This is a genomic window from Affinibrenneria salicis (assembly GCF_008710095.1).
The window spans coordinates 33,490-47,849 of record NZ_VYKJ01000022.1; the positions used below are offsets into that span (position 1 = coordinate 33,490).

The 14,360-nt window shown below is 53.8% G+C and carries 15 protein-coding genes and 1 pseudogene; 14 read left to right on the plus strand and 2 right to left on the minus strand.

The window, feature by feature from the left end; genetic code table 11:
* Positions 1–8 precede the first annotated feature (8 nt).
* From pstB to FJU30_RS25300, 14 genes and pseudogenes are all read left to right on the plus strand, one after another.
* The gene (gene pstB, locus FJU30_RS25235) at positions 9–785 is read left to right on the plus strand and encodes a phosphate ABC transporter ATP-binding protein PstB (protein WP_150437717.1); all 777 of its coding nucleotides are present in this window, start codon (positions 9–11) and stop codon (positions 783–785) included.
* A gap of 14 nt (positions 786–799) precedes the next feature.
* A complete protein-coding gene (gene phoU, locus FJU30_RS25240; RefSeq protein ID WP_150437718.1) occupies positions 800–1,525 on the plus strand; it encodes a phosphate signaling complex protein PhoU in 726 nt (241 codons plus the stop codon).
* A 517-nt stretch (positions 1,526–2,042) separates the two neighbouring features.
* Complete coding sequence (locus tag FJU30_RS25245) at positions 2,043–3,575, plus strand: ABC transporter substrate-binding protein (protein ID WP_150437719.1); 1,533 nt, start codon at positions 2,043–2,045, stop codon at positions 3,573–3,575.
* Positions 3,576–3,640: 65 nt separating this feature from the next.
* On the plus strand, positions 3,641–4,558 hold the full coding sequence (locus FJU30_RS25250) for an ABC transporter permease (RefSeq protein ID WP_150437720.1): 918 nt from the start codon (positions 3,641–3,643) through the stop codon (positions 4,556–4,558).
* A gap of 9 nt (positions 4,559–4,567) precedes the next feature.
* A complete protein-coding gene (locus FJU30_RS25255) occupies positions 4,568–5,500 on the plus strand; it encodes an ABC transporter permease (RefSeq protein WP_150437721.1) in 933 nt (310 codons plus the stop codon).
* Between the two features lie 10 nt (positions 5,501–5,510).
* Positions 5,511–6,506, plus strand: a complete 996-nt coding sequence (locus FJU30_RS25260; RefSeq protein ID WP_150437722.1) for an ABC transporter ATP-binding protein — start codon at positions 5,511–5,513, stop codon at positions 6,504–6,506.
* Positions 6,503–7,399, plus strand: a complete 897-nt coding sequence (locus FJU30_RS25265; protein WP_150437723.1) for an ATP-binding cassette domain-containing protein — start codon at positions 6,503–6,505, stop codon at positions 7,397–7,399. Before FJU30_RS25260 ends, FJU30_RS25265 begins: the two co-directional genes overlap by 4 nt.
* A 397-nt stretch (positions 7,400–7,796) precedes the next feature.
* Entirely contained in the window at positions 7,797–9,233 is a 1,437-nt protein-coding gene (locus FJU30_RS25270) for a M20 family metallopeptidase (protein ID WP_150437724.1), read from the plus strand.
* A gap of 104 nt (positions 9,234–9,337) precedes the next feature.
* Entirely contained in the window at positions 9,338–10,270 is a 933-nt protein-coding gene (locus tag FJU30_RS25275; protein WP_150437725.1) for a LysR family transcriptional regulator, read from the plus strand.
* 274 nt (positions 10,271–10,544) lie between these two features.
* A complete protein-coding gene (locus FJU30_RS25280) occupies positions 10,545–10,892 on the plus strand; it encodes a DUF805 domain-containing protein (RefSeq protein ID WP_150437726.1) in 348 nt (115 codons plus the stop codon).
* 58 nt (positions 10,893–10,950) lie between these two features.
* Positions 10,951–11,292: a hypothetical protein gene (locus FJU30_RS25285; RefSeq protein WP_150437727.1), complete on the plus strand. Its 342-nt coding sequence runs from the start codon at positions 10,951–10,953 to the stop codon at positions 11,290–11,292.
* A gap of 138 nt (positions 11,293–11,430) precedes the next feature.
* Entirely contained in the window at positions 11,431–12,447 is a 1,017-nt protein-coding gene (locus FJU30_RS25290) for a 1-aminocyclopropane-1-carboxylate deaminase (protein ID WP_150437728.1), read from the plus strand.
* A gap of 210 nt (positions 12,448–12,657) precedes the next feature.
* Positions 12,658–13,024, plus strand: a pseudogene (locus FJU30_RS27350) (helix-turn-helix domain-containing protein).
* Between the two features lie 78 nt (positions 13,025–13,102).
* Positions 13,103–13,387: a SymE family type I addiction module toxin gene (locus FJU30_RS25300; protein ID WP_150437729.1), complete on the plus strand. Its 285-nt coding sequence runs from the start codon at positions 13,103–13,105 to the stop codon at positions 13,385–13,387.
* 46 nt (positions 13,388–13,433) lie between these two features.
* On the opposite strand, the gene FJU30_RS25305 is transcribed toward FJU30_RS25300, so the two are convergent.
* Entirely contained in the window at positions 13,434–13,790 is a 357-nt protein-coding gene (locus tag FJU30_RS25305) for a hypothetical protein (protein ID WP_150437730.1), read from the minus strand.
* Between the two features lies 1 nt (position 13,791).
* Positions 13,792–14,360 (minus strand): RHS repeat-associated core domain-containing protein (locus FJU30_RS25310; protein ID WP_150437731.1); only part of this gene is annotated, 569 nt, incomplete at its 5' end.

A 14,360-nucleotide genomic window follows, 5' to 3' on the forward strand; every position in this document is an offset into this window, starting at 1 on the left:
AAGTCTTGATGAGTATGGTTACTGAGACATCCACCAGCAAAATCCAGGTACGCGACCTGAATTTCTATTACGGCAAATATCATGCGCTAAAAAATATTTCGCTGGATATTGCCCGCAATCAGGTAACGGCCTTTATCGGCCCGTCGGGCTGCGGTAAGTCCACGCTGTTGCGCACCCTGAATAAGATGTATCAGTTGTATCCGGAACAGCGGGCGGAAGGCGAAATTCTGCTCGACGGCGATAATATTTTGATGGATAAGCAGGATATCGCCCTGCTGCGCGCCAAAGTCGGTATGGTGTTTCAGAAGCCCACGCCGTTTCCGATGTCGATTTACGACAACATCGCTTTCGGCGTGCGCCTGTTTGAAAAATTGTCGCGCGCGGATATGGATGAACGCGTGCAGTGGGCGCTGACTAAAGCGGCGCTGTGGCACGAAACGCGTGATAAGCTGCACCAGAGCGGGTATAGCCTGTCCGGCGGCCAGCAACAGCGTTTATGCATCGCGCGCGGGATTGCCATTCGCCCGGACGTTCTGCTGCTTGATGAGCCTTGCTCCGCGCTGGATCCCATTTCTACCGGCAGAATCGAAGAGTTGATCTCCGAACTGAAGGTCGATTACACGGTGGTGATTGTGACGCACAACATGCAGCAGGCGGCGCGCTGTTCAGACCACACCGCATTTATGTATCTGGGCGAACTGATTGAGTTCAGTGATACTGATACCCTGTTTACTGCGCCGAAGCAGAAACAGACTGAAGATTACATCACCGGACGTTACGGTTGATTACGGAGAGCGTCATGGAAAATCTAAACCTCAACAAACATATCTCCGGTCAGTTCAATGCCGAACTGGAGCACATCCGCACCCAGGTGATGACGATGGGCGGGCTGGTGGAACAGCAACTGACGGATGCCATCACCGCGATGCACAATCAGGACGAATCGCTGGCGCAGCAGGTGATTGAAGCCGACAAAAAGGTCAATATGATGGAAGTCGCCATCGATGAGGCCTGCGTGCGTATCATCGCTAAGCGCCAGCCGACGGCCAGCGATTTGCGTCTGGTGATGGCGATCATCAAAACCATCTCCGAGCTGGAGCGAATCGGCGACGTGGCGGATAAAATCTGCCGCGCCGCGCTGGAGAAGTTTTCTCATCAGCACCAGCCGCTGCTGGTGAGCCTGGAGTCGCTGGGCCGCCATACGGTGCAGATGCTGCATGATGTGCTGGATGCCTTTGCCCGCATGGATTTAGACGAGGCGGTGCGTATCTACCGGGAAGATAAGAAGGTGGATAAGGAGTACGAAGGGATCGTGCGCCAGCTGATGACCTACATGATGGAGGATTCGCGCACAATTCCCAGCGTGCTGACCGCGTTGTTCTGCGCCCGTTCTATTGAGCGCATCGGCGACCGCTGCCAGAATATCTGTGAATTTATTTTCTACTTCGTCAAAGGCCAGGATTTTCGCCATATTGGCGGCGATGCGCTGGAAAAACTGCTGGTCGACGCGAAGAAAGAGGAATAACTCTCTTCGTTACGACGGCGCATTCACGCCTCCTCGCATCGGGAGGAGGCGCCAGCATACCCCCTTCGGCCGTCGCCAGTCTCTTCCTTATTCTGCCGGTGCGGCGTAATTCATTCGTTCCTGACGATTTGTCACTCTCTTGCCGCTTCTCCGCTACTCGACTTATTTAGCGTATAAAATAAAGCGCCTTGCGTCGTGCTTTTAAATAGTGCAAACCCGTTTTCACCTGCACTGTTATTGTTCCGGCGGTCGGTATAAAAAACGTATATTAAAAAAAACGTTTATCCCTTCACGTTCAGCATTCAAAAATAAAGCAGGCCACGCCTGTGGTTTCTTATTATTAGAAACCTACTGCCTAAAATCAGTAAGGATATAACACAGCGATTGGCTCCCGTCTTGCAGTGAATTACGCAGAGATACCCGCCGTCTTTCCGGCGCGGAGCGTTCGAATCCTGACATTTGCCGGGTATCGCTATGATGGCTATTTAATTTATTCATTAATGATATGGAGAATAGCATGACTCGTTCCCCGGCAAGACTGATAGCGCGCTATGCGCTATCTGCATTACTGATTGGCTTCGCTTCCTGCAGTTATGCGGGCAAACAGAATGACACGTTAGTGTATGCCTCGGACAACGAGGTGGAAAATATTAGTCCTTATCATAATACTCTGCGTGAAGGCGTCATTATTTCCTCGCTGGCGTGGGACAGACTCATTTATCGCGATCCGAAAACCGGTGAATATAAACCCCAGCTGGCCGCTTCGTGGCAATGGGAATCTCCGCTGGTTTTGACTCTGCATTTGCGCAAAGGCGTTAAATTTCATAACGGCGATGATTTTAGCGCGGATGACGTAGTGTATACCTTTACTAAAATTGCCGGGGATAATACCGCCTCCGTTATGCCGCAAAGCGTTAACTGGATTAAAAAAACCGAAAAGATTGATGATTACACGATAAAACTGCATCTGGAAAAACCGTTCCCGGCGGCGCTGGAATATTTATCCGGTCCGACGCCGATTTTACCCGCCAAATACTTTGAGCAGGTCAAACTGGCCGGTTTCAGCAAAGCCCCGATTGGCACAGGCCCCTATAAGATAACCAAAGTGACGCCGGCGCAGGGGATCAGCATGGAAAAGAACCCCGATTATTTTAAAGACAGTCCGGGCGGTCAGCCGAAAATCGGCAAATTGCAATTTGTGGTGATTCGCGACCCGGAAACTCGCCTGGCTCAACTGATGACCGGCCAGGTTGACTGGATTTGGCGGGTGCCGGCCGATCAGATGAGTTCGCTGGCGATGATGCCGAATATCACGGTGAAAAGCGGTGAAACAATGAGAATCGGGTTTCTGGCGCTGAATACCCATGCCGGCGGGCCGGGCGGGGAACCCTTCAAAGATCTGCGCGTTCGTCAGGCGGTGAACTATGCCATCAACCGTAAGGCAATGGTCGATAACCTGGTGGGCGGAGGCAGCCAACCGGTCTACTCCGCCTGTTTTTCCGCGCAAACCGCCTGCGATGCCAGCAAGGTGATTAAGTATGAGTACGATCCGGAAAAAGCCAAACAATTGCTGGCGCAGGCGGGTTACCCCGACGGTTTTGACACCGATATCTGGGCCTATCGTGAACGGGATTACGCGGAGGCGATCATCGGCGATTTGCGTAAAGTCGGCATCCGCGCCCGGCTGCATTATGTGCAGTACACGGTACTGTCGGCCGATCTGATCTCCGGTAAGGCGCCAATGGCGGTGCGCACCTGGGGCTCTTACTCGATCAATGACGCGTCCGCCTTCGTTACGCCTTATTTCGGCGGCAAGGGCGACGATATCTGGAAAGACGCCGAAGTCACCGGCCTGCTGAGCAAAGCCGATGAAACTCTCGACCCGCAACAGCGCAGCGCGCGGTATGCGGATTTGCTGGGCCGCATCTCCGCTCAGGCTTATCTGGCGCCGCTGTTTTCCTATTCAACCAATTACGCCTTCACCGCCGATCTGAACTTCGACAGTTGGCCGGATGAGCTGCCGCGTTTTGCGCTGGCGAGCTGGAAGTAACGCGCGGGCGGGAGTTGGTCGCGTTTCCGCTTCCCGCAGCCTTTGGTGAACATAAGGAACAGTTCATGATTGTTTATATCTTACATCGGCTTCTGGTTGCGCTGGCGGTGCTGTTTACCGTGGCGGTGGTCAGTTTTTCTCTCCTGCATCTTTCCGGCGATCTGGCGGCGGCGATCGCCGGGCCGGAGGCCACGGCTGAAGTGGTTGAGCGTATCCGGCTGCAATATGGACTGGACCAGCCGCTGACTACGCAGTTTCTGCACTGGATGTGGTCGGCCCTGCAGCTTGATTTTGGTCGCTCGTTCTATTTTGAAAACACGGTGATGGAGCTGATTGGCCAGAGAATGCCCATTACTTTGAAGCTGGGCGCGGTATCGCTGCTGCTGGCGCTGGTGGTAGCGATCCCGCTGGGGGTAATGGCCGCGGTATTTCGCGATACCTGGATCGACAGATGTTCGATTTTCATCTCCGTGATCGGCCAGGCGATGCCCAATTTCTGGTTCGCCCTGTTGCTGATCGTCATCTTCGCGGTGGATCTGAAGTGGTTGCCGGTGGCCGGCAACGGCAGCTGGCGGAACTTTGTCCTGCCGGCCATTGCGCTGGGCTATTACGCCATGCCGTCGCTGATGCGCCTGACGCGCTCCGGCATGCTGGACGTGCTGGGCTCGGACTATATTCGCACCGCCCGGGCCAAAGGGCTGAGCTCTTTTCGGGTAATCGTTAAGCACGGGCTGCGCAACGCCATCATCCCGGTCGTGGCGCTGGCGACGGTGGAGCTGGGCTTCATGCTGGGCGGTTCGGTGGTGATTGAGTCGGTGTTCGCCCTGCAGGGGCTGGGGCAACTGGCCTGGGATTCCATTTCCCGCAACGATTTTCCGGTGGTGCAGGCTATCGTCCTGATCATCGCGGTGTTTTATATCGGGCTGACATTTCTGGCGGACGTGCTGAATGCGGTACTCGATCCGCGTCTGCGCACCTCATAGGGAGCTACCATGAAAACCTCTTCATCACTCTCTTCTTCGCTGACTGCCGGCGTTTCCGCGCCTGATGCCGGTCTGCTGCCGGAGCCAGCGCCCTGGCGGCGCTGGCTGGGGAGTATCTTTGGACATCACAGCATGACGCTCGGCCTGATTATTCTGGCGGTTATTGTGCTGGCGGCGCTTCTCGCGCCGTTAATCAGCCCGCACGATCCTTACGCACAGGACGTCAGCCGGCGCCTGATACCGCCGATATGGCATGAAAAGGGCGGCTGGCAGCATATTCTGGGCACGGACAAGCTGGGGCGCGACTATCTGAGCCGGCTGTTGTACGGCGCACGGGTGTCGTTGTTGATTGGTCTGGTTTCCGTGCTGGTGGCCGGTTTTATCGGTATTACGCTCGGGGTGCTGGCCGGCTATTTCGGCGGGCGAGTCGATGCGACGGTCAGCTATATCCTGACGGTGCGCCTGTCGATGCCGATTATCCTGGTGGCGCTGGCCACCGCCTCGCTGATAGGTGGTTCGGTAAAAGTAGTGATCCTGTTGCTGGGGCTGCTGCTGTGGGATCGCTTTCTGATCGTTTCCCGCTCGGTGACCCGGCAGCTGCGCGAGGCGGAATTTATCGCCGCCGCTAAAACGCTGGGCGCCTCCTCGCTGTTTATCATGCTGCGGGAGATTCTGCCCAACCTGACCGGTCCGCTGACGGTGGTGGCGACGCTGGAAATCGCCCACGCCATTCTGCTGGAAGCCACGCTTTCTTTCCTTGGGCTGGGCGTACAGCCGCCGATGCCGTCGTGGGGGCTGATGGTGGCCGAAGGCAAGGCGTACATGTTCTTTCAGCCGTGGGTTATTTTAATCCCCGGCATCGTTCTGGCTGTCCTTGTTCTTGGGATCAATTTGGTGGGTGACGGTCTGCGCGATATTACCGCGCTGGATGGGCGTAACTGAGGAGCGGGTTATGAATAACGACATTTTGCTGGATGTGAAAAATCTGCGCGTCGATCTGCCTACGCCCCGCGGAACGCTGCATGCGGTGCGCGGGCTGGATTTTTCGGTGCGGCGCGGAGAGATACTGTGTCTGGTTGGCGAATCCGGCTGCGGCAAATCCATGACGTCGCTGGCGCTGATGGATCTGCTGCCACGTAAGGCCGTACGCAGCGCGGACCATATCCGCTTCAAAGGCTCTGAATTGCAGGCGCTGAAAAAGCGAGAGATTAGCGCTCTGCGCGGCGATAAGATGTCGATGATTTTTCAGGAGCCGATGACTTCGCTCAACCCCTCTTATACATTGGGCGAGCAGCTATGTGAAACCCTTCTGGCGCATCGTAGGGTTTCGACGGCGCAGGCGCGCGAACGAGCGGTTTACCTGATGGAGCGCGTCGGTATTCCCGCAGCGGCGGACCGTCTTAATCAGTACCCCCATCAGCTTTCTGGCGGTCTGCGTCAGCGCATTATGATTGCCATGGCGCTGATGTGCGAGCCGGAGCTGATTATCGCCGACGAGCCGACCACCGCGCTGGATGTGACGATTCAGGCGCAGATCCTGCGTATGCTGCGCGAGCTGCAGAAGGAGTTCGGTCTGGCGGTGATCTTTATCACCCATGACCTGGGCGTGGTGGCGCGCATCGCCGATCGGGTAGCGGTGATGTACGCCGGGCAGATTGTTGAAACCGCGCCGGTGATGACTTTGTTTAACCATCCGCATCATCCCTATACGCGCGCGCTGCTCGACTGTATTCCAACTCAGGGGAAAACCATCCCCGGTCAGCCGCTGAACGCCATTCCCGGCGTGGTGCCGAGCCTGATTGGCATTCAGCAGGGCTGCGCGTTCAGTAACCGCTGTTGCCGCTGTACCGATATCTGTCGGCAGGAGACACCGTACGTCGACGTGACGGATCAGCATGCGGTGCGCTGTATTCGCGCCTTGCCGCAGCAGGATGTGGAGGTCGCATGAATCAGAGCCTAAACCTGAATAGCGCGACTTCCGCGCTGCCGACGCATATTGCGGGCAATGAGGATATTGCGCTGGAGCTGTGTTCCTTATCGCGGGTTTTCCGCCTGAATCGCGGCCTGTTCGCCCGGCCTGGCGAGATCAAGGCGGTAAACGATGTTTCCCTGCGCATCCGGCGCGGAGAAACCCTGGGACTGGTGGGCGAGTCGGGGTGCGGCAAAAGCACGCTGGCGAAGATGCTGCTGGGCCTGCTGACGCCTGACGCTGGCAATGTGCTGGTCGCGGGGCGTGAAATAGACGCCGGCAACCGTAAGGCGATGGCGTCGCGCATTCAGCCTATCTTCCAGGACCCTTATTCGTCGCTCAATCCACGCCGTACGGTGGCGGATATTGTCGAGGTCGCTCTGCGTCTGCACCGTATCGGTACGCCGCAGACGCGCAAAAGTCGCGTCAGGGAGATGCTCGACCTGGTCGGTATGCCGGCTCGAACGCACAACCAGTATCCCGGTCAGCTTTCCGGCGGCCAGCGCCAGCGGGTGGCGATCGCCCGTGCGCTGATCATGCGGCCAGAAATTCTGATCTGCGATGAGCCTACCTCCGCGCTCGATGTTTCCGTGCAGGCGCAGATCCTCAACCTGCTGCTGGCGTTGAAACAGGAGTTCGGCCTGACCTATTTGTTGATCAGTCATAATCTGTCGGTGGTCGAGCATTTGGTTGATCATGTGGCGGTGATGCAGAAGGGAACGATCGTAGAACAGGGGACGCGCGAGCAGATTTTCCACTCGCCGCAACACCCGTATACTCGTTCGCTGTTGGCTTCGGTGCTAACGCCGGAGCCGGGGCTGGGGATCCCGGATATTACGCATGTTAAGCCTGATTCGTCGCGCACAACGTGATTCATCGCCGCATCAGTTCGGGGGGATGATACGCTAATAGCTTATTCCATCAGGGCTCTTTCGCTTGCCCTTTTGAATTCGGGCGGCGCTCGAAATCCTCGCGTACTACGTGTACGCTCCGGCTTACTCGCTGCGCTCGTCCTGCGGGCCGGACGGACCGCCGTTCAAAATACGCGGTATTTTGTCCGCAAGCTGTCCGTACCCAAACTGGCTGCGCCAATAACGTTTACCGACCAGGCTTTAAACGACAACAGATATGCGCGATCGCGCGGCGGACGCCGCCGCCCTCGTTCGCGCCGGATCAAACTGTGCCGGACTGCGGTTATCCCACCGACGTTCCGGACAAGGCCGCTGACCTGACGACATAATTACCAGAGAAAAAAGAGGGCAACTGAATATGACGCGTGAAGAGACTATCCAGGCGAGCGTTGATTATTTTGCTTCAGGACAATTCAGGGAAACCCTGGCGCGCAGAGTAGCATTCCGAACGGAAAGTCAGGAGGCCGATAGCGGCCCCGTACTGACGTCCTACCTGACGGATGAGATGATCCCTGCGCTGCAGGCGCTGGGCTTTGAGTGCATGCTGGCGGATAATCCGATCGACGGGAAAGGTCCATTTTTGCTGGCCCGACGCATGGAGCCGGAAGCGAAGCTGACGCTGTTAACCTATGGGCACGGCGATGTGGTGCGCGGATATGATAGCCAGTGGCGCAGCGGACTGTCGCCGTGGGAAGTGGTGCAGGACGGTAACGTCTGGTACGGGCGCGGAACGGCCGACAACAAGGGGCAGCACACGGTTAATCTGGCGGCGCTGGGACAGGTTCTGAAGGCGCGCGCCGGGCGCCTCGGCTATAACGTGAAGCTGATTCTGGAGATGGGTGAAGAGGATGGTTCGCCGGGTCTGGATGAAATCTGCGTGCAGTATCGCGATTGGCTGGCCGCCGACCTGTTTATCGCGTCCGATGGTCCGCGCATTTCCGCCGCCCGCCCGACCCTGTTTCTGGGATCGCGCGGCGTGTTCAATTTTGAACTGCAGCTGAACCTGCGCGACGGGGCGCACCATTCGGGCAACTGGGGCGGTCTGCTGAGTAATCCCGGCATCCGTCTGGCGCACGCCATCGCCAGCATAGTCGATGCCCATGGCCGCATTCTGGTTCCCGGGCTGCGGCCGCCGACGGTGTCGGACGCTATGCGCCGTATTCTTGCCGATATCGAGTTGGGCGGCGGGGCGACGGACCCGCAGATCGATCCCGGATGGGGCGAGCCGGGACTGAGCGCCGCCGAGAAAGTCTATGGCTGGAACACCCTGGACGTACTGGCTTTTGTGACCGGCAATCCTGACAAACCGGCGCACGCCATTCCGCCGCGCGCCAGAGCGAATTGCCATATGCGCTATGTGGTAGGCAGCGATGTGGCCAACTTCAGTCATCATCTGCGCCGTCATCTGGACGCCAATGGATTTGAGGATGTCGAGGTGGTCAACGCCGCAAGCTGCTACGAAGCGACCCGTCTCGATCCCGCCGATCCGTGGGTGGAGTGGGGGATGGCGTCGATTAGCCGATCCGCCGATGCGCCGGCGGCGGTGTTGCCGAACTTTGGCGGCGGTTTGCCGAACGCCTGCTTCTCTAAAACGCTGGGGCTGCCGACCCTGTGGGTGCCGCATTCCTATCCGGCTTGCTCTCAGCATGCACCAAACGAACATATTTTGGTGGATATGACGCTGGAGGCGCTTAAGATCATGACCGGTCTGTTCTGGGATTTGTCTGAGCAAGGAGCGGAAGTTATGCGTAAACGCACGCAGCTCAACAAGCGGCAGTCGGCGGAAGCCATCTGAGCCGCGGCGTAAACCGGTCTTTGTTGTGCATACTGCGCCGTATCGGCATGCTATGGCGATGCGGCGTTCGCCTTTCGTGATTAAAACAACAGGTGAGGGAGACTATGCATAACAACGAGATCCGTTATTTTATGGCGGTGGCCAGTACTGGTTCGCTAAGCGCGGCCAGCCAGCAGTTGTTTGTCGCCGTTTCCGCCATTAGCCGGCAGATCCAGAGGCTGGAAAGCCGCCTGGGGGTACCACTGTTTGAGCGCCATGCGCGCGGCATGGTACTGAACGACGCCGGCCATATTCTGGAAAATCACGTGCGGCGCAGCATGGCTGATATGGAACTGGCCATTGCTGAAATCGAAGGATTAAAATCGGCGCGCCAGACAACGATCCGTATTGTTTGTACCGACGGTATCGGTTTTAATCTGTTGCCGACGCTGATAGCGAAATTTCGCCGTCAGCACGCCACCGTCAACTTCGTGCTGACGGTGGGCAGCGCGCGCCAGGTGCCGGATCTGGTGCGTAACGGGGAGTGCGACGTGGCGCTGAAGTTCAGCCTGGCGCCGGAGCATGGCGTACAGGTTATCGCCTCGTTCTCCGCGCCGTTTCTGGCGGTGATGCAGGGGACTCACCCGCTGGCCTCTCGGGACTTCCAGCTGGCCGATTTGAACGCTTATCCGATTGTGCTGCCCGATCAGGCGGCTACCGTGCGCCAGCTATTCGATCTCTCATGCCGTATGAACGGCGTATTTATTGATCCGCTGTTTACCTGTAATCACTTTTCTACTTTGTACGCCTTCCTGCTGGATACGCCGGACGCCATCGTCATCTGCAGCCATTTTTCCGTGCTGTACAGCGCCAGACGCGATGGTTTACAGGTGAAGTCCATCAACATGGATCAGCTGAGTCAGCGGACGCTGCAGATTCAGACCGAGGTCAATAAACCGCTCACTTCCGTGTTGAATGATTTTTGCGCTTTTCTGCGCCATGAGCTGGAAACGCAGGATGCCTTGTTTCGTCAGACTTATCGGTTTCAGGGAGGATGAGCGCGACAACAATAACTTTTTTAACCCCTGCTTGACGTCCGGGCGAAATGCATGGCGTAGAGATATTTATTCTCGCAAGGCCGAAATCGGAATAGCTATTATTTCCGATACAAATGGCACAATATTATCCATAGATAATAACATTGCCTTATAAAATAAAACGCGTTGTTAACAATGGGTATGTTATGCTTCACGGAAGATATTATTTAATATATAATTATATTTGGTGCTGTAAGACTTACTACACATTTTATTTCAAGGAGGAATATTCCTTATGCAATGGTACTTAAACGTATTAAAAAATTATGTTGGCTTCTCTGGAAGGGCAAGGCGTAAAGAATATTGGATGTTTTATCTGTTTAATATTATCGTTTCTTTGGTTGTAGCTATTATTGATACGGCGCTTGGACTGAATGCAATTCTGCTTATGATTTATGCGTTAGCCATTCTTCTGCCTGGGTTGGCGGTTACCGTTCGTCGTCTTCATGATATCGGCAAGTCGGGATGGTGGATCCTGATAAGTATGGTCCCTTTTGTCGGTGGCCTCGTGCTTGTGGCCTTTACCTGCATGGACAGTCAGCCTGCGGAAAATCAATTCGGACCTAATCCGAAACTCGCTTAATATTATTAATCATCTTTGGTACGGCATACGGCACCCTCAAAAGAAGAAATCCGGACTGTTGACAAAACTATCGTCCATTATCGCCGCGTCAGCAAACTCAAATCTGAGTTCGGTTTCTTCTTTTCTTTTTCAAATTTTTTCGCTCCATTCACCACGCGTTTCTCAACCAACTGAATCAAAAAAACGCTATCGTCAGCAAACGACCCACCTGCAAAAAATCCGCTTTCCCCGTTTGGCCGCCGCGCACGAAAACGTTATCGGCGACGATTTATCGGAAAGGACATGCGCGACTAATTTTGCGGCGGCTCCTCGCCGTGTAGAAATGGTGGTTAATTTTATTTCTTATATTTTTGTTTTTTTGAAATTTAATTTATTATTTTTTTATTTTAATGCGCTTTAATTGATAAAAAATGATTGATTTAGAAATTTAAATTCATCTGTTTTCAGGTAGTGTTATGAATAGGGTTTGACAGTGTTTCTATGCAGAATACTGACAACCTGCGGCCATCATTTCTCATTATTTACCGGAGCGCTATTTATGAATCTGGACAAATTCCCGCGTTATCCATTAACTTTTGGTCCCTCCCCGATTACGCCAATGAAAAGGCTGAGTGAATATTTAGGCGGTGACGTAGAAATTTACGCCAAACGAGAAGATTGTAATAGCGGTCTGGCGTTTGGCGGCAATAAAACGCGGAAACTGGAATACCTTATTCCCGAAGCGCTGGCGCAGGGGTGCGATACTTTAGTTTCCATTGGCGGAATTCAGTCTAACCAGACGCGTCAGGTGGCGGCGGTGGCGGCACATCTGGGGATGAAATGCATTCTGGTGCAGGAAAACTGGGTGAACTATGCCGATGCCGTTTATGATCGGGTAGGAAACATCGAGCTGTCCCGCATTATGGGCGCGGATGTGCGCCTGGATGCCGCCGGCTTTGATATCGGCATTCGCGAAAGCTGGAAAAATGCCATGGACGAGGCGGCGCAAAATGGCGGTAAACCTTTCCCGATACCAGCCGGTTGCTCCGAACACCCCTACGGCGGCCTGGGATTCGTCGGCTTTGCGGAAGAAGTTCGCCAGCAGGAAAAGGCGCTGGGTTTCAAATTTGACTATATCGTCGTCTGCTCCGTCACCGGCAGCACCCAGGCCGGCATGGTGGTCGGTTTTGCCGCCGATGGCCGCGCCCGCAACGTTATCGGTATCGATGCGTCGGCCAAACCGGAAAAAACTAAAGCTCAGATCCTGCGTATTGCGCAGAATACGGCCAAACTGGTCGAGTTGGGTCAGGATCTCACGGAGGAAGACGTGGTGCTGGATACCCGCTACGGCGGGCCGGAATACGGTTTGCCGAATGAAGGCACGCTAGAAGCCATCCGGCTGTGCGCCCGCATGGAAGGCGTGATGACCGATCCGGTATATGAAGGCAAATCCATGCAGGGGATGATTGATATGATCCGCAACGGCGAATTCCCGAAAGGCTCGAAAGTGCTGTATGCCCACCTGGGCGGCGCGCCGGCGCTGAGCGCTTACAGCTACATCTTCCGTAACGGCTGACGCCATGCTCCCGACCTTGTTCAGGCACAGGCGTGCCTGAACAAGGTCTGTCTTAGGGTGGCGATGATCCGGCTTGTCGGTAACGCGTGATTTTTCATAGTGAATCTCATGCGTCATACGTTCAAATTGCGAGAAAACTCTACTTATGAACACTTTGATTTTTCGGGGGAGATTACCATTAGGTCTCAAAGGATTTCAGGTAAAACGGCTATGGCCGCACCAATAAGCAACGAAGAACAGGTATTTATTACCGAACTTGGCAGGCGGATCACCGCGCTGAGGAAGGACGCGGGGATGACGCAGACGCAGGTTGCACAGGCGCTGAACGTCTCCAGCAGGCCGTACAGGCCAGGGAAGCCGGAAGGCGGCGGATACAGATCTCCATACTCCCAGCCGTGGCACGACTGTTAGCGGTTTATCTGGAAGATTTGCTTGGCGAAGAACCGGAGAAGATCGCCCGTAAGCGTGGCCCTGCGCCAAAATGGCAGCAGCTTATTGAAGAGATCGACAGCCGAAGGCAAAGCAGAAGATGATTTCGGAGATGTTAAGCGCCCTGATTGTTCAGGCACGTAACTGACTGATAAATAACGCGGTGATTAAGAGCGGCAACCCTCAGCCACCGCTGACCACAACCAACTATGTGAGGTAGTTAATTATGGCTGAACACGATTGTATTTCAGAAGTGAAGATTTCCAAAGCGCAGCGCCGTTATATTGTCGGCTATGTACCGAACCGGGGCGATACCAGCACACCCAATATTAATCTTAAAGGTAAATGGCTGCGTGAGGCGGGATTTAATACCGGCACCGGCGTAACAGTGAAGATTGCGGGGGACTGTATTGTGTTAATACCGGACAGTCCGCAGGAACAGGCGCTGAGGGAACAACTTGAGCAGGTTAAAAATACGCTTAACCGAGTTAAGCAGGATGTACTGAGTTAAATAAAACAACCGAAAGGATCGTGGTGATCTTTCCGGTTTTAATCATTCAGTTATATTCAACTTCATATTTTCCAATTATATCAAAAACATGATCATAAGTACTAAGTATTATATGTTTATTTTCATCTTCATGAGTTTCATCAACATAATCAAAACTGGACTTAGAATGTTTTTCATTCGGGTATTCATCTAACTTATAAATAGATAGCCTTTCAATATCACTAAAAATAAACTTAACCTTAACATCTGGAGCGTTTAAAATTTCTGGCTTACAAGCTGATAGGGATAATGATGTATTAATAATAAAATTAAATGGATAAAGTTTTAGCTCAGTTCCAGATAGAACCAATGCATCTCGCCCATAAATAACACCATATTTCGTTTGTATTTCTTTCATTTCCATATCAACCACATCCTCTTGTTCTTATTGACTTACCGCCATCTTTAGTTGAAAAGCGTCGATCGAGATTAATTTTAGATAACTCATCTGGAGTTGCCCATCTCGATGGGATTTTAGATACCCCAGCCTCTTTAGCAGCATAAAGGTGTCTATTATCCAAACTGAAAACAGAGTCTTTATGTGCACCTTGTGATAATAGCTTATCTTGTACGCTGGTAGGTAAATCAGCCATCCTTACTTTTCTAATTGGCTCTGCTTGGTTTATATATGACGGATCATTTTTGAGCCTATGTATTAACTCATTAACGTTTCTACCATCATCAAAAATAGGGTTAATACTATCTTGTGAAAATAAGATCGTTTTAGGGCTTACGGGACTTAACCCAAGCGGATCGATCCAACTTAAAGGATTTGGCGCATAAGCATATAAGTTTAACCCGCCTCTTAGCCCTATCGGGTCCGGCTGGGTAAACCGCCCGCACTGCGGGTCGTAGTACCTGAACAGGTTATAATGCAGGCCGGTTTCCCGGTCAAGGTACTGTCCCTGAAATCGCAGATTTTGCGGGCCGTTCA